The following is a 14,846-nucleotide window of genomic DNA, read 5'->3' on the forward strand; positions in this document are numbered from 1 at the left end:
GCGCGGCGCGCCATCATCCGGTCAGCAGCGTTGTCGCCAGGGTGATCACGGCAGCCTCCAGCTGCTCGGTCGACTTCTCCGACCCCGCTGTCAGGTACCAGTCGTAAACCACCGAGTTGATGGCGCCGATGAGGGCCAGGCCCGCGAACCGGAAGTCGCGGTCGGCGATCTCTCCCCGAGACACCGCCTCCCTGCCCTCGCGCTCGATGACGGCGACGATCGCCTCGCGGTACTCCAGCCGAATCCGCTCGACGGCCGGGCTGGCGCCCACCACCTCCACGAAACTCACCCGCACCCGGTGGACGTCTGATGTGACTGTCCGCAGGTACGCGCGCATGGCGGCCACCAGGCGTTCGCTGACCGGTTCGGCGGGCGCGCCGTCGAGCGCTGTGGCGGTGGCGGTGAGGGCTTCGGTGGTGATCGCGGAGTGCAGGGCGATCAGGACGGCCTCCTTGCCGGTGAACTCCTGGTAGAAGTGGCGGGTGGAGACCTTCGCGGCGGCGCAGAGGCGGTCGATGGGGGTGGTGGCGTAGCCGTCGGTGCCGTAGAGGTCCAGGGCCGCCGCCAGGAGGCGTTGGCGGCGGTCGGCGCTGCGCTCGGCGGCGTCGCGGCCGGAGTAGCGGCGGGGGGAGTCGGTCATCCAGGTCCCTCGTGTCATGGCGTACCCGGGGATCACCGTAGCCGGAACCGGGGGGTCCGGTCAGCGCGAGCACCGCCCGCGGCGGGGTTACTTGAGCCCGGAGCCGAGGCCGGTCAGCGCGCGGACCTCCATCTCCGCCTGCTTGCGCTGGTCGGCCGGGTCTCCGCCGAGCACGGTCCCCAGGTAGCCGAACAGGAACGACAGCGGGATCGACACCAGGCCGGGGTTGCTCAGCGGGAACCACTGGAAGTCGACCCCGGCCAGGATCGAGGTCGGGGTACCGGACACCGCGGGCGAGAAGAGGATCAGCACGAGGCAGGACAGCAGCCCGCCGTACATCGCCCACAGGGTTCCCCGGGTGTTGAACCGCTTCCAGAACAGCGAGTAGATGATCGTCGACAGGTTCGCCGACGCCGCGATGGCGAAGGCGAGCGCGACGAGGAAAGCGACATTCTGGCCGTTGGCCGCGATGCCGCCGATGATCGAGAGCACGCCGATGACCACCGCGGTCATCCTGGCGACGCGGACCTCGGTGCGCGGGTCGGCGTCGCCGCGCTTGATCACGTTGGCGTAGACGTCGTGGGCGAAGGAGGCCGACGCGGTGATCGTCAGGCCGGCGACGACGGCCAGGATCGTGGCGAAGGCGACGGCGGCGACGATGCCCAGCAGCACCGTCCCGCCGACCCGGAAGGCCAGCAGCGGCGCGGCGGAGTTCTCCCCGCCGGGCGCGGCGGCGATCGCCTCGGGGCCGACCAGCGCCATCGCGCCGAAGCCGATGACCAGCGTGCACAGGTAGAAGGTGGCCATCAGCCAGATCGCCCAGGTCACCGAGCGGCGGGCCTCGCGGGCGTTGGGCACGGTGTAGAAGCGCATGAGCACGTGCGGCAGGCTCGCGGTGCCGAGCACGAGCGCCAGCGACAGGGAGATGAAGTCGAGTTTGGTGGTGTCGGTCGCGCCGTACTTGGCGCCGGGGCTGAGCACCGAATCGCCCAGCGGGCTGCGCTCGGCGGCGCGCTCCAGGATCGCCGAGAGGTTGAAGCCGAACTTGCCGAGCAGGAACGCGGTGATCATCGTGACGCAGAGGATGAGCAGCACCGCCTTGATGATCTGCACCCAGGTGGTGCCTTTCATCCCGCCGACGAGCACGTAGAAGAGCATGACCGCGCCGACGACGGCGATCACCAGCGCCTGTCCGCCCGCGCCGTGCACGTCCAGCAGGAGCGCGATCAGCCCACCGGCCCCGGCCATCTGGGCGATCATGTAGAACAGCGAGATCACCAGCGTGGCGTTGGCCGCCGCGGCCCGCACGGGGCGCTGGCGCATACGGAAGGCGAGCACGTCGCCGAGGGTGTAGCGGCCGGTGTTGCGCAGCCGCTCGGCGATCAGCATGAGCCCCATCAGCCAGGCCACGACCCAGCCAATGGAGTACAGGAACCCGTCGTAGCCGGTGACCGCGATGGCCCCGGAGATGCCCAAGAACGACGCCGCCGACAGGAAGTCGCCCGCCAGCGCGATGCCGTTCTGCCCGCCGGTGAAGCTGCTGCCCGCGGTGTAGTAGTCCGACTGGGACACGTTGCGGCTGCTGACCCGGTAGACGATGTAGAGCGTGATCAGCACGAACAGTGCGAAAACGACCAGGTTCAGCGCCTGGTTGGCGCCGGTCACCGCGGTTGCACCAGTGCGCGGACGGCGTCGACGTCCGGGTCGACGTGCTTGCGGGCGTGCCTGCCGTAGAGCAGGGTGATGACCACAGTGGACACGAACTGGAGCACCCCGAGCACGAGGCCGATGTTCACGACGCCGAGCACGGGGGTGCTCATGAAACCGGGCGCGTAGGCCGACAGGATCACGTACGTCAGGTACCAGACGAGGAAGAACGCGGTCGCGGGCAGCGCGAAGCGCAGCGCCCGGCGGCGCAGCCGCTGGAACTCCGGGCTGCGCTGCAGCGCGACATAGTCGATCTCGCCGTCCGCGTCCAGGAAGCCCGAATCATCTTCGGATTCAAAGCTCGCGAACCCCGGCCGCGAGCGCGCGAACACCGATCTCGTCACCGGAGACTCCCCTCGTGCGGAGGCAAAGAGTAACGATCCGGCCGGCCTAGTCAAGCAACCCGCTGCGCCGGACCGCGGTGAAGAAGTAACGTGCCGCCGAGGTTCGGTGAGATCGTTGTAGACGAACGATCTCTGTCTTACGATGCCGGTTCCAGTGGTTCGGGGGCGGCTCCACAGGAGGTCGGCGGATAGTGGCACTGTCGGACGCCGGCCTGTCCGCGCGAGGGCGGACGGGGTGGACGTGACGCCCGCCGACCCCGTTCGCCTGCGCCACCGCAAGCCCGCGACGGCGCCACCGGTGCTCGACTGGCGCAACTGGCGGCTCCCGGTCAAGCTCGCCGCCGTCCTCGTCGTCCCCGTGCTCGTCGCGCTCGGCGCGGGTGTGCTCCAGATCCAGAACTACGCGGGCCGGGCGGCGACCTACGCGCACCTGCAGGATCTCGTCGCGGTGCGCGCCGGACTGATCCCGCTCATCACGAGCCTGCAGGCCGAGCGGACCATGGTCGCCAGGGGCGTGCCGGAGGCGGGCGTCTACCAGGAGCAGGGCCGCACCACGCAGACCGCCGCGCAGCGGCTGCGCGAGCTGCGCGCCGAGACCGACGGCCTCGGCGACGTCTCGGCCTCCCGGTTCTTCGAGGCGATACGCCAGCTCGACCCGCTGCCGGGCCTGCGGGCCGAGCCCGGCGACGGGCCGAGGTCGATCACCGCCTACACGGTGGCGGTCAAGTCCCTGCTGGACTTCGACCAGGCCCTGGTCAGCCAGTTCGGCGACCCGCTGCTGTCGGGGACGGCGATCGCGCTGCACCACACCGAGGTCGCCCGCGAGCAGGTGGCGCTGCAGCAGGCCGTCCTGCTGATCGGCATCTCCCGGGGCGAGCTGCTGGGCGCCGAACTGCGGACGCTGTCGGAGTCGCACCTGCGCCTGACCGACCGGCTCAGCGACTTCCAGGCGGTCGCCACCTCCGGGCAGCGCCGCGACCTGCTGGCGCGGCTGGACGCCGTGGACGTGACCGTGCGCGAGCGGCTGGTGCAGACGGCGCTCAACGGCGATGGAGCGGTGCGCACCGACCCGTCGGAGTGGAACCGCGCGTCGGAGGCGACCATCGGCGTGCTGACCGACGCGGGCGGCTCGCTCGCCGCCGACCTGCGCGCCACCGCGGGCAGGCTCCAGGACGAGACCAGCGACCGGGCCGGGCTGGCGGCGGTGGTGCTGCTGGGAATGGTCGTCGTGGCGGGCGCGATCGGTTGGGTCATCGGACGACAGCTGTTGCGCTCGCTGGGCGCGCTGCGCCGCTCCGCGCTGGAAGTGGCCGACCGCAGGCTGCCCGCCGTGGTCGCCGACATCCGCGCCAACGCCGACCCCGACACCGCGATCGACCCGGTTCCCGTGCACACCACCGACGAACTGGGCCAGCTGGCCCGCGCCTTCGACAAGGTGCACCGCCAGGCGGTGGTCTCGGCGACCGAGCAGGCGGAGCTGCGCTCGGACATGCGCAACATCTTCGTCAACCTGTCGCGGCGCAGCCAAAGCCTGGTGGAACGCCAGCTCAAGCTGATGGAAGAACTGGAGCGCAAGGAGGAAGACCCCGACCAGCTGGCGAACCTGTTCAAGCTCGACCACCTCGCCACCCGCATGCGGCGCAACAACGAGAACCTGATGGTGCTCTCCGGCACCGAGGTCTCGCGCCGCTTCGGCAGGCCGGTGCCGCTGGTGAACGTCCTGCGCGCCGCGGTCTCGGAGATCGAGCAGTACCAGCGGGTCGTGGTGCAGCCCGCCCCGCCGATCGACGTCGTCGGCTACGCGGCGGGCGACGTCGTGCACCTGGTCGCCGAACTGCTGGACAACGCGACGGCGTTCTCGCCGCCCGGCTCGCAGGTCGTGATCGGCGCGCGGACGGGCACCGGGGGCGGGCTGGTGGTCGAGATCGTCGACGCGGGCATCGGGATGGAGTCCGCCGAGCTGGCCGCCGTCAACCGGCGGCTGGCCGAGGACGCGCCGAGCGAGCTGCCGGTGTCGCGCCAGTTGGGCCTGTTCGTGGTGGCGCGGCTGGCCAGGAGGCAAGGGCTGGCGGTGCGGCTGCGCCGCGACGGTGGCGACGGACGGGGACTGCGCGCCGCGGTCGTCGTCCCGGCCGAACTGGTCCGGGCGCAGGCGGCCCCCCAGCGGCCCACCGCGAGCGCCGCTTCCCCAGCGGTCCCGAAGCCCGGCCCAACCACCGCGATGTCCGCCCCGACCCTCACCACCCGCCCCGTGCCCGCGCCGGCGGCACCCCGCTCCCCCGCGGCCCGCAATTCCGCACCCTTTTCCCCTGCACCCGATTCCCCCGCACCCGATTCCCCCGCACCCGACAGCCCGGTGCCCATGGCGCCGTCGGGGGCCTGGTTCAGCGGTGAGCTGCCCAAGCGGGTGGCCCGCACGCCCGGGTTCGGCTCGGCGCGGACGCCCGCCGCGGCGCGCAAGCGCGACCCGGAGCGGGTCCGCGGCTTCCTGTCCAACTACCAGTCCGGGGCGCGCCGGAGCGCGCCCGAGGCCAACGAGCGGAATGAGCGGCCATGAGCACATCCCCGTCGCGGCAGGTGGACCAGTTCGGCTGGCTGGTCGGCGGCTTCACCGAGCGCGTCCCCGGGGTGGCGCACGCGATCGTCATCTCGGTCGACGGACTGCTGCTCACCACATCGGCACGGCTGCCGAGAGACAGAGCCGACCAGCTCGCGGCCATCGCGGCCGGGATGAACAGCCTCACCGAAGGCGCGTCCCGCTGCTTCGGCGGCGACCGGGTGCTGCGCACGATCGTGGAGATGGACGGCGGCATCCTGCTGCTCATGTCCATCCGCGACGGTTCGTGCCTCGCGGTGCTCGCCGCGCCCAGCTGCGACGTCGGGCAGGTGGCCTACGAGATGAACGTGCTCGTGGACCAGGTCGGGCAGATGCTGACCCCCGAGCTGCGGGCGCAGCTGCGCGGGTCCCGACAGGCCGCGCACACCGGGTGAGGGCCGCCATGGGAACCGACGACAGTGGCTCCGCGGGCAGTGGCTCCGCAGGCAGCGGCTCCGCAGGCAGTGGCTTCGCCGACCTGCTCAACGGGCTCACCCTGGGCAGACAGGGCAGTCGGAGGGGACGGGAGAAGCAGCCCGCCGCCCCGCCGCCGACTGTCGACCGCGCCCCGTCGGCCGCGGTCGAGCCGACCGAGGCCGCCGACATCGTCCGCGCCTACGCGTGGACGGCGGGCCGGACGCGCTCGGAAGCCCGGCTGGAGCTGGAGACCCTGGTGTCCCTCGCCGAGGGCTGCTCGACGGCCCGCCTGCCCGCCGAGCACCACGCCGTGGTGGAGCTGTGCCGGGCGGCGCGCTCGGTCGCCGAGGTGGCCGCGCTGCTGTCCCTGCCGCTGGGGGTGGCGAAGGTGCTGGTCGGCGACCTGGCGACCCGGGGCGTGCTGGTGGTGCGCAGCTCCGGCGCCGCACCGGACATCGGGATCATGGAGCGGGTGCTGGCCGGGCTCCGCAGGCTGTGATCGACGGGGCGGACCTTGACGGGAGCGGCGGTGCGGCCCCCAATGGCACAGGGTTCTCCGGCCGCACGGTCCCTGCGGCCGGAGTTCCCCTCGTTCCTTGGCCGGGCCACGCGCCCGCCGGGGTCACGGGCCCAGCGCGGGCCGCCCGCCGAGCCTGCGGACCGTCGAGCCCGCCGCCGCTGCCGCCGCGCGGGCTGCCTCCTCAGGGGAGCCGCCCCGGGTGAGGGTGACGGTGAGGGTGACGGTGAACGCGGCGGTGAAGGCGTCTCCCGCTCCGGTCGTGTCGGCGACCGGGTCGCCGGAGAACGGGAGGAACACCTCACCGTCGGACCAGGCCACGACATCGCCTTCGCCGTCCACCCCCAGGGCGACCAGGGACGGGCCTTCCCGCAGGAGTTCCCTGGCCGCACCGGTCGCGGCCTCGACGGTGGTCAGCTCCACCCCGGTGATCAGGCCGCCCTCGTGGGCGTCGGCGCGCAGCACGTCGGCGGCGGCGAGCAGGTCAGCGCGATCGTCGGCGGGCGGGACGCCGTCGAGCACCACGCGCCTGCCCGCGGCGTGGGCCAGGGTGGCAGCGACCCGGGCGGCGGGCTGCTGGAGCTGGACGAGCACCGACGTGGCCGCCAGCAGCGTGCCCCTGGCGTTCTCGATGTCGGCGGCGGTGAGGTCGGCGCCGGCCAGGTCCTCGAAGTAGCGCCAGTCGCCGCCCGCCTCCACCACGTTGACGATCAGCGCGGTGCGCGCGCCGGGCCTGCGCACCGCGCAGGCGACGTCGACGCGGTCGGCGCGCGCCTGGGCGAGCAGGCGGGTGCCGACCTCGTCATCGCCGACGACACCCAGCAGGGCGACCGAGGCCCCCAGCTGGGCGCAGGCGACGGCCTGGTTCGCCCCCTTGCCGCCCAGCAGCTCGCGGCGCTCCCGGACTTCGGTGCTGCCGCGCGGTCCCGGGACGGCGTCGATCCCGAGCACCACATCGCGGGCGATGTGCCCGACCACGGTGATGTCGAGGTCGCCGCCGAACCCGGAGAGGTAGCGGTCGCGGCAGATGCGGGCGCGTCGTCGTGCCGTAGCCGTCATGGCCCACCGCTCCTCAGATCAGGAACTTCCCCCCGGTCACCGCGAGGGTCTCCCCTGTGATGTAACTGGATTCCGGCGACGCGAGGAAGACGTAGGCCGGTGCCAGTTCCGCGGGCTGGGCGGCTCGGCCCATCGGGGTCTGCCTGCCGAAGTCGGAGACCTTCTCCTCGGGCATGGTCGCCGGGATGAGCGGCGTCCACACCGGGCCGGGGGCGACCGCGTTGACCCGGATGCCGCGCTCGATGAGGTCGCCGGACAGGCTCTGCGTGGCGTTGAGGATCGCGGCCTTGGTGGCGGCGTAGTCCATCAGTTCCGGGGAGGGGTCGCGTGCCTGGATGGAGGTGCTGTTGACGATGGTCGAGCCGGCCGGCATGTGCGGGACCGCGGCCCGGCACAGCCAGAACAGCGCGTACAGGTTGGTCTTGAACACCCGGTCCATCTGGTCGGTGGACAGCCCGGCCACGCCCGCGCCCGACATCTGGTAGGCGGCGTTGTTGACCAGGATGTCGAGTCCGCCCAGCTCGTCGACGGTCTTGCGGACCAGTTCGCCGCAGTGCGACTCCTCGCGCACGTCGCCGCGGGCGAGCACGGCCCTGCGCCCAGCGGACTCGACCAGCTCGGCGGTGACGGCGGCGTCGGCGTCCTCCTCCAGGTAGGAGATGACGACGTCCGCGCCCTCCCTGGCGAAGGCGACGGCGACGGCGCGTCCGATGCCGGAGTCGGCGCCGGTGATGAGCGCCCTGCGCCCGAAGAGGCGGTCGGAGCCGCGGTAGGTCTTCTCACCGTGGTCAGGTTCGGGCGACATGGCCTCGGTGCTGCCGGGCGCGCTCTGCCGCTGGGGCGTCTGCTTCTCCGGCCCCGGGTACTGCCAGCGCGGGTCCTGGAAGGTGAACTGGTCCATTTCGCCCCTCTTGTGTGGTTCTGTCATGGCGTGCGCTTGTCGAGCGGGCGCACCGCCGGTCCTTCGAGCACCGCGCCGTCGACATCGAAGCGCGAGCCGTGGCACGGGCAGTCCCAGCTGTGCTCGGCGGTGTTGAACCGCACCACGCAGCCCAGGTGGGTGCACTTCATCGATACGGCGTGCAGTGCGCCGTCGGCGTCGCGGTAGACGCCGGTCTTGCCGAGGCCGTCGCGTCGGACGCAGGCGGTGCCAGGGGCGAGGTCGTCGAGGTCGGAGGAGCCGGTCGGGGCAAGGTGGTCGGTGACCATGTCGACGCCGACCTTCGCGTTCATCCTGGCCAGCGTCGCGGCCTTGCGCGGGGTGAGGCGGGTCGGGGAGAACAGGTCGGTGATCTCGCGGCCGAGGACGCGGTCGGTGAGCAGTGTGGCGGCGAAGGTGCCGGTGGACAGGCCCCACTTGGCGAAGCCGGTGGCCACGTGCAGGCGGTCGGCGCCCGGCCGGTAGGCCCCGATCATCGGGAGCCGGTCGTAGGGGACCGGGTCCTGCGCCGACCACCGGTGGGTGAACCCGGCGACGTCCCAGTGCCTGCGGGCGAACTCCTCCAGGGCCGCGTAGCGGGCTTCGGAGTCGCCGCGCTCGCCGACCTGGTGGCCCTGCCCGCCGACGACGAGCCGGTCGCCCGCCGAGACGATGGACCAGGTCTCGCCGCCGGTGGAGATGGCCATGCTGGAGGGCGGCGAGCCGTCCTTCAGAGTCGCGGCGACGCAGTAGGAGCGCAGAGGTTCGAGCCGGGCGAAGAACAGGCCGCGGTCGAGGATGGGGTAGTGCGTGGCGATGACCACGTGGCCGCCGCGCAGCTCGCCGTGTTCGGTGTGGACGGTCGAGGGATCGCCCTCGCGGACCTTGCGGACCCGGCTGCGCTCGAAGACCCGGCAGCCGCCGCCCTCGACCATGGCGGCCAGCCCGATGGCGTAGCGCAGCGGGTGCAGCCGGAGCTGCTCGTCCAGGCGCACGGCCGCGTGCACGGGGAACGGCAGGTCCGGCGCGGCGTCGGACACCGCGGGCAGGCCCGCGCGCACCGCGGCGTCGAGTTCGGCCTCGATCCGGGGGACATCGTCCGGGCGCAGCGCGACGGTGTGGGCGGGGCGGCGCTCGACGGCGCAGTCGATGCCTTCGGCCAGCTCGGCGACCAGGTCGACCCCGGCGGCGCTCGCCCGCGCGTAGCCCGCGGCGGCGTCGGTGCCGTGGACGCTTTCGAGTTCGGAGTAGACGGTCGACTGCAACGCGGTGACCTTGGCGGTGTTGTTGCCGGTGACGCCGCGCCCGACCAGGTCGGCCTCCACGACGGCGACGGTCAGCCCGGCGCGCTTGAGCAGCAGGGCCGTGGTCAGGCCGGTGATGCCGCCACCTACGACGACCACGTCGAACAGCGCGCCGTCGTCCGCGGCGCTGGTCGGGTACGGGGTCGGCTCGATGCCGTCCAGCCAGAGCGAGCGCAGCGCGGTGGTCGTCTGCATACCCCCACAGATACCCGCAGGTCGCTCCCCTAAACCGCCCACCAGCGACCGTGATCGACTCGACGCATGTTGCGGTAGGCGCGGTCGAGGTAGCGCAGCCGCCTGGGCAGCTTCGGCCACGTCCACCGCACGACCGCGGCGACGGCGGCGAGGCGGCGCTGGTCGCCCGCCGTCCACGTGAGACCGAGGATCTCGCGGGCGCGCTCGGGCATCAGCCCGGCCGAGAGCCACGTCATGAACCGCACGACCGGGTAGCGCACGAGCGCCCAGACCGGCGCGGGGAGGAAGCCCGGCGGCGGGATGCGGGCCTGGACCATGGTGACGGCGTAGTCGGTGGTGGAGTTGGACTCCAGCTCCTCGGCGAGCATCCGCTGCCAGTAGGCGGCGAAGTCGGGGTAGTTGTCGATGGCGGGCCGGTCGGTGAGGCCGTAGCGCCGCCACCAGGTGACGCCCTCGGCGACGAGCCGGTCCTTCTCCTCGGCGGTCAGCGGCGTCCCGAAGAACTCGTTGACGGCCATGATCCCCTCCACGAACGTGGCGTGGGTCCACCAGAACACATCGGGGTTGAGCGCGTGGTAGCGCCTGCCCCGGGAGTCGTGGCCCTTCAGGCCGGTGTGGTAGCCGCGCACCCGCGCACCGGTGTCGCTGCCGGGCGGGTCGTAGACGACGCCGAGGATCGGCGGCATGGACCGGAAGAGCCGGTCGAGCGGGTTGTCGAAGAAGTCGGAATGCTCGCGCAGCGCCGCGCCCACGGCCGGGTGCATGTTCTGCAGGGTGCCGATGCGGCCGAGGAACAGCAGGCCGCGGCTGTCGCCGAAGTGGTGCCAGGTCAGCGAGCCGGGGCCGAGCGGAGCGGAACGCATGCGGAACAGTGCAACACATCGCGTTGTTCTGTTGCAACCCGCTACGCTGGCCCGGTGCTCACCCCGCTGCCCGCGCCGCCCACCGACCTGGCGGACGTGCGCATCCTGGAGGCGGCCGTCGCCCAGTTCGCGCTCGTCGGCATCCGCAGGACCAGCGCCGACGACATCGCCCGGCGCTGCGGGGTCAACCGCACGACCCTCTACCGCAGGATGGGCACCAAGGAGCAGATCGTGCGGGCCGCGATGGCGCACGAGGTGCGCAAGGTGCTCGCCGAGATCGAGGCGCGGCTGGCCCCGATCGCCGACCCGCTGGAGCGGCAGCTGAGCGGCTTCGGCGCCACCGTCACCGCGCTGCGCGAGAACCCGCTGCTGCGTCAGCTGCTCGCCGTCGACCGCGACGAGACCCTGCTGTGGCTGACCGTGGACGCCGAGTCCGCGCTGGAGATCGCCACCGCCTACGTCGTCGGCGCCATCACCGAACTGCGGACGGCGCTCGGCCTGCCCGACTCCCCGCCCGTCGAGGCCGCCGCCGCCACGGTCGTGCGACTGGTCCACTCCCTCGTGCTCACCCCGTCGGGCCCGCCGGAGCTGACGACCGACGCACAGTTCCGCGAGTACGCCGAAACGGTCATATGCCCCTTGATCGGCGTTGCGCTTGACAGCCGGACCCCGACGGCGGACAAATAGATCACCTGCGCGCACGGGAGGCCCCGGTTGAGCGACGACGAACGGCGGCTGCACGAACTCGGGTACAAGCAGGAACTGTCCCGGACGATGTCCGGGTTCTCCAACTTCGCGGTCTCCTTCACCATCATCTCGGTGCTCTCCGGCTGCCTGACCCTCTACGGGTTCGGCATGAACACCGGCGGCCCCGCGATGATCGTCTGGGGCTGGCCGCTGGTCGGGCTGATGACGCTGATGGTCGGCCTGGCGATGGCCGAGGTGTGCTCCAGCTACCCGACGGCGGGCGGCCTCTACTACTGGGCCGCCAAACTGGCCCGGCGCAACGGGGCGGCCTGGTCGTGGTTCACCGGCTGGTTCAACGTGCTCGGCCAGGTCGCGGTCACCGCGGGCATCGACTTCGGCGCGGCGTCGTTCATCAACGCCTTCCTCGACCTGCAGTTCGGCTTCGCCGCCACCCCGGGCAACACCATCCTCATCTTCGGCATCGTGCTCGCGGTGCACGGGCTGCTGAACACCTTCGGGGTGCGGCTGGTCGCCGTGTTCAACCAGGTCAGTGTGTGGTGGCACCTGTTCGGCGTGGCGATCATCGTGGTGGTGCTGGCCATCGCGCCCGCCGAGCACCAGTCCCCCGGCTTCGTCTTCGGCGAGTTCGTCAACAACACCGGCTGGACCTCGACGTTCTACGTCGGCCTGCTCGGGCTCCTGCTGGCGCAGTACACCCTCACCGGCTACGACGCCTCGGCCCACATGACCGAGGAGACCCAGGGCGCGGCCCGTTCCGGACCGCGCGGCATCGTCATGTCCATCGTGGTGTCGATCATCGCGGGCTGGATACTGCTCGTCGGCATCACCTTCGCCATCCAGGACTACGACGGCGCGCTGAACAGCGAGACCGGTGTCCCGCCCGCGCAGATCTTCATCGACGCCCTGGGCACCACCGGCGGCAAGCTGCTGCTGCTCATCGCGATCGGCGCGCAGCTGTTCTGCGGCATGGCGTCGGTGACCGCCAACTCCCGCATGATCTACGCCTTCTCCCGCGACGGCGCACTGCCCGCCTCGGCCTTCTGGCACCGCATCAACAAGCGCACCAAGACACCCACGAACGCCGTGTGGCTGGCCGCGGCGGGCGCCTTCCTGCTCGGGCTGCCCTACCTGTGGAACGAGACGGCCTACGCGGCGGTCACCTCGATCGCCGTCATCGGCCTCTACATCGCGTATGTGCTGCCGACCTTCCTGCGGCTGCGCCAAGGCTCGGCGTTCGAGGCGGGCCCGTGGTCGCTGGGCCGCTGGAGCAGGCCGATCGGCATCGCCGCGGTGATCTGGGTCGGGTTCATCACCGTGCTGTTCATGCTGCCGCAGGTGAGCCCGGTGACCGCCGAGACCTTCAACTACACGCCGATCGCGGTGCTGGTGGTGCTCGGCTTCGCGGGCATCTGGTGGCTGGTGTCGGCCCGGCACTGGTTCACCGGCCCCAAGGTGGAGGGCACCCCGGAGGAGCTGGCGGCCATCGAGCGCGAGCTGGAGGGCTGAAAACGGGCTAGGCCAGCAGCTTCAGCACCGCTTTCTCCACGACACCGCGCGTGCGCTCGTCGGCGAGGTCGTCGCCCACGCGCTTGAGCGCGGGCGCGATCGTCTCCCCCTCGGCGAACGCGTCCACCACGCGGGCATCCACATAGGACCTGCGCGCGATCGCCCTGGTGTTCCCGAGGTCCTCGGCGACGGTGTCCATCACCGCGGCCTCCACCCGCTTGCGGGCCCGCTCGGATGCGGGCGCGTCCGCCTTGGCGAAGGCGATCGCCGCGACCACGGTGGCGTGCCAGGTCCGCAGGTCCTTCACCGTGAACTCCGCGGCGGTCAGCTCCTTGAACCGCTCGTTGAGCTCCCCCGAGCGGATCTCGTGCCAGGTGCGGCCGTCGCGGTAGGCCAGCAGGCGGTCGGTGCCCGACCTGGCCCGCTTCAGCGAGCGCACCAGGGCGGCCAGCTCCGGGTCGTCCAGGCACACCTCGCGGCGCAGGCCGCTCTTGGCCGGGTAGTCGAAGCAGATCAGCCCGCGCCGCACGACGACGTGGTCGCGCAGCAGCGTCGCGACGCCGTGGCTGCCGTTGGCCTCCACGTACTCCTCGCCGCCGGTGCGGAACACCCCGCGGTCGAGCATCCGCAGCGCGCCGCCGAGCACCCGCTGACAACCGAGGCCGGAGCGGCCGAGGTCGGCGTGGACGGCGGCGCGGAAGTCCGGCAGCAGCCCGGCCAGCTCGGTGACCCGCTTGTGCTTGGCCCGGTCCCGGCGCTGCCGCCACTGCTCGTGGTAGAGGTACTGCCGCCGCCCGGCGTCGTCGGTGCCGACCGCCTGGATGTGGCCGCCCGCGTGCGGGCAGATCCACACGTCCCGCCAGGCAGGCGGGATCGCCAGTCCCCGCACGCGCTCGGCGTCGGCCTTGGCCACCGGCGTGCCGTCGGGGTTGCGGAACCGCCACCCGCCGCCGTGCCGCCGTCTGCTGATACCGGGCCCCGCCGGGTTGCTGCGCCGCACGAGGCCGGAGGTACCCCCATTTCCCGGCGGCCAAGCCTGCCACCGAAACGGGCCGAACCGGACTCGGGAACGGAGAACGGACGCGGCACGAACTGGTGATCTGGAAACCCATTGCGCCATCTCGGTGATCGCCAGCCGCCGCGCGCGCGGGCGATGATGGTCCCAGGTGATCGCGAAGGGGACGAGGGGACGCGGTGACGGGTGAGGGGCATGGCAACGCAGGCGCACCGTGGCCGGAGTTCGACCCGCGCGACTACCTGCTGAGGAACTACGCCGAGGTCCGCGCCGACGACCGGGTCGTGCTGGAGCTGGTCAGGGACTTCTTCCACGGCGCCGGGGTGCGCCCGCGGACCGCGCGCGGCATCGATGTCGGCACCGGCTCCAACCTCTACCCGGCGCTGGCGATGCTGCCGTTCTGCCGGTCCATCACCCTCTACGAGCACGCCAAGTCGAACCTGGAGTGGCTCACCGAGCAGCATGCCGGGGCGTGGCCGTCGTGGGGACCGGTGTGGCGCGACTTCTGGGCCCTGCTGCGCGAGCGCGCCCCGTACGCCGGGCTCGACGGCCACCCGAGGCGGGTGCTCACCGAGCGGACGGCGGTCACCGAGGGCAGCGTCTTCGAGCTGGACGCCCGGTCCGAGCCGTGGGACATGGGCACCATGTTCTTCGTCGCCGAATCCATTACCGACGACCGCCATGAATTCACCGAAGCGGTGCGCCGGTTCCTCGGCGCGCTGCGGCCCGGCGCGCCGTTCGCCATCGCATTCATGGAGAACTCGGTGGGCTACGAGGTCGGGGGCGTGCGATTCCCCGCGGTCGCGATCGGGGCCGGTGACGTCGACGCCTGCCTGGCCGGTTCGGCCCGCGATGTCGCCGTCAGCAGAATTCCAGCGGGCGTCAATAGACTCCGTGTCGGCTACAGCGGCATGATTGTCGCGTGCGGACGGGCCACCGGGTCGGCGGTCCCCCGTTCCGGTGCCGACGTCGTGACGGGGTGGTCGTCGTGATCGTGCTACGGTTCGCCCCGCCAGCACTTCGCGGTCGGGGGACCGCGAATCGGATTCATTCAGC

Annotated in this window: 14 protein-coding genes; 6 read left to right on the forward strand and 8 right to left on the reverse strand. The window is 72.1% G+C overall.

Going from position 1 to position 14,846, the window contains the following annotated elements; all coding sequences use genetic code 11:
* Positions 1 to 13 precede the first annotated feature (13 nt).
* The 3 genes from ACFPM7_RS22040 to ACFPM7_RS22050 all read right to left on the reverse strand — a co-directional run bounded on the left by ACFPM7_RS22040 (position 14) and on the right by ACFPM7_RS22050 (position 2,691).
* Positions 14 to 640 (reverse strand): TetR/AcrR family transcriptional regulator, encoded by a 627-nt coding sequence (locus ACFPM7_RS22040; RefSeq protein ID WP_378249592.1) that lies wholly within the window; start codon positions 638 to 640, stop codon positions 14 to 16.
* A gap of 87 nt (positions 641 to 727) precedes the next feature.
* Positions 728 to 2,305, reverse strand: coding sequence for a solute symporter family protein (locus tag ACFPM7_RS22045; protein ID WP_378249593.1), 1,578 nt, complete (start codon positions 2,303 to 2,305; stop codon positions 728 to 730).
* Positions 2,302 to 2,691, reverse strand: a complete 390-nt coding sequence (locus ACFPM7_RS22050; protein WP_378249594.1) for a DUF485 domain-containing protein — start codon at positions 2,689 to 2,691, stop codon at positions 2,302 to 2,304. The genes ACFPM7_RS22045 and ACFPM7_RS22050 overlap by 4 nt, the downstream gene beginning before the upstream one ends.
* A 235-nt stretch (positions 2,692 to 2,926) precedes the next feature.
* On the opposite strand from ACFPM7_RS22050, the gene ACFPM7_RS22055 reads away from it, so the two are divergent.
* Genes ACFPM7_RS22055 through ACFPM7_RS22065 form a run of 3 tightly spaced genes read left to right on the forward strand, consistent with a single transcriptional unit; the run spans position 2,927 to position 6,203 of the window.
* On the forward strand, positions 2,927 to 5,248 hold the full coding sequence (locus tag ACFPM7_RS22055) for a sensor histidine kinase (protein WP_378249595.1): 2,322 nt from the start codon (positions 2,927 to 2,929) through the stop codon (positions 5,246 to 5,248).
* A complete protein-coding gene (locus ACFPM7_RS22060) occupies positions 5,245 to 5,682 on the forward strand; it encodes a roadblock/LC7 domain-containing protein (RefSeq protein WP_378249596.1) in 438 nt (145 codons plus the stop codon). Before ACFPM7_RS22055 ends, ACFPM7_RS22060 begins: the two co-directional genes overlap by 4 nt.
* An 8-nt stretch (positions 5,683 to 5,690) precedes the next feature.
* The gene (locus ACFPM7_RS22065) at positions 5,691 to 6,203 is read left to right on the forward strand and encodes a DUF742 domain-containing protein (protein ID WP_378249597.1); all 513 of its coding nucleotides are present in this window, start codon (positions 5,691 to 5,693) and stop codon (positions 6,201 to 6,203) included.
* Positions 6,204 to 6,326: 123 nt separating this feature from the next.
* On the opposite strand, the gene ACFPM7_RS22070 is transcribed toward ACFPM7_RS22065, so the two are convergent.
* Genes ACFPM7_RS22070 through ACFPM7_RS22085 form a run of 4 tightly spaced genes read right to left on the reverse strand, consistent with a single transcriptional unit; the run spans position 6,327 to position 10,561 of the window.
* Positions 6,327 to 7,280 (reverse strand): PfkB family carbohydrate kinase, encoded by a 954-nt coding sequence (locus tag ACFPM7_RS22070; protein ID WP_378249598.1) that lies wholly within the window; start codon positions 7,278 to 7,280, stop codon positions 6,327 to 6,329.
* Positions 7,281 to 7,293: 13 nt separating this feature from the next.
* Complete coding sequence (locus tag ACFPM7_RS22075; RefSeq protein ID WP_378249599.1) at positions 7,294 to 8,181, reverse strand: SDR family oxidoreductase; 888 nt, start codon at positions 8,179 to 8,181, stop codon at positions 7,294 to 7,296.
* Positions 8,182 to 8,204: 23 nt separating this feature from the next.
* The gene (locus ACFPM7_RS22080) at positions 8,205 to 9,698 is read right to left on the reverse strand and encodes an FAD-dependent oxidoreductase (RefSeq protein WP_378249600.1); all 1,494 of its coding nucleotides are present in this window, start codon (positions 9,696 to 9,698) and stop codon (positions 8,205 to 8,207) included.
* 29 nt (positions 9,699 to 9,727) lie between these two features.
* Positions 9,728 to 10,561 carry an oxygenase MpaB family protein gene (locus ACFPM7_RS22085; protein ID WP_378249601.1) on the reverse strand — a complete coding sequence of 278 codons (834 nt, stop codon included), beginning with the start codon at positions 10,559 to 10,561 and terminating at the stop codon, positions 9,728 to 9,730.
* Between the two features lie 54 nt (positions 10,562 to 10,615).
* Here ACFPM7_RS22085 and ACFPM7_RS22090 point away from each other — a divergent pair, with 54 nt between their 5' ends.
* Both ACFPM7_RS22090 and ACFPM7_RS22095 read left to right on the forward strand, forming a co-directional pair.
* A complete protein-coding gene (locus ACFPM7_RS22090) occupies positions 10,616 to 11,248 on the forward strand; it encodes a TetR/AcrR family transcriptional regulator (protein ID WP_378249602.1) in 633 nt (210 codons plus the stop codon).
* An 87-nt stretch (positions 11,249 to 11,335) separates the two neighbouring features.
* Complete coding sequence (locus ACFPM7_RS22095) at positions 11,336 to 12,775, forward strand: amino acid permease (protein ID WP_378249687.1); 1,440 nt, start codon at positions 11,336 to 11,338, stop codon at positions 12,773 to 12,775.
* Between the two features lie 7 nt (positions 12,776 to 12,782).
* Here ACFPM7_RS22095 and ACFPM7_RS22100 read toward each other — a convergent pair whose 3' ends face one another.
* The gene (locus ACFPM7_RS22100; RefSeq protein ID WP_378249603.1) at positions 12,783 to 13,775 is read right to left on the reverse strand and encodes a DNA topoisomerase IB; all 993 of its coding nucleotides are present in this window, start codon (positions 13,773 to 13,775) and stop codon (positions 12,783 to 12,785) included.
* A gap of 194 nt (positions 13,776 to 13,969) precedes the next feature.
* Between ACFPM7_RS22100 and ACFPM7_RS22105 the strand changes: the two genes are divergently transcribed.
* Entirely contained in the window at positions 13,970 to 14,782 is an 813-nt protein-coding gene (locus ACFPM7_RS22105) for an SCO2525 family SAM-dependent methyltransferase (RefSeq protein WP_378249604.1), read from the forward strand.
* Positions 14,783 to 14,846: the final 64 nt, after the last annotated feature.

The sequence above is a fragment of the Actinokineospora guangxiensis genome (genome assembly GCF_042657845.1).
GTDB classification, from domain to species: Bacteria; Actinomycetota; Actinomycetes; order Mycobacteriales; family Pseudonocardiaceae; genus Actinokineospora; species Actinokineospora guangxiensis.

Excerpts from the sequence above, each read along its gene's own strand:
- ACFPM7_RS22070 (WP_378249598.1), bottom strand. The coding sequence starts at position 7,280 with ATGACGGCTACGGCACGACGACGCGCCCGCATCTGCCGCGACCGCTAC.
- ACFPM7_RS22060 (WP_378249596.1), top strand. The coding sequence starts at position 5,245 with ATGAGCACATCCCCGTCGCGGCAGGTGGACCAGTTCGGCTGGCTGGTC.
- ACFPM7_RS22065 (WP_378249597.1), top strand. The coding sequence starts at position 5,691 with ATGGGAACCGACGACAGTGGCTCCGCGGGCAGTGGCTCCGCAGGCAGC.
- ACFPM7_RS22085 (WP_378249601.1), bottom strand. The coding sequence starts at position 10,561 with ATGCGTTCCGCTCCGCTCGGCCCCGGCTCGCTGACCTGGCACCACTTC.
- ACFPM7_RS22095 (WP_378249687.1), top strand. The coding sequence starts at position 11,336 with ATGTCCGGGTTCTCCAACTTCGCGGTCTCCTTCACCATCATCTCGGTG.
- ACFPM7_RS22075 (WP_378249599.1), bottom strand. The coding sequence starts at position 8,181 with ATGGACCAGTTCACCTTCCAGGACCCGCGCTGGCAGTACCCGGGGCCG.
- ACFPM7_RS22040 (WP_378249592.1), bottom strand. The coding sequence starts at position 640 with ATGACCGACTCCCCCCGCCGCTACTCCGGCCGCGACGCCGCCGAGCGC.
- ACFPM7_RS22080 (WP_378249600.1), bottom strand. The coding sequence starts at position 9,698 with ATGCAGACGACCACCGCGCTGCGCTCGCTCTGGCTGGACGGCATCGAG.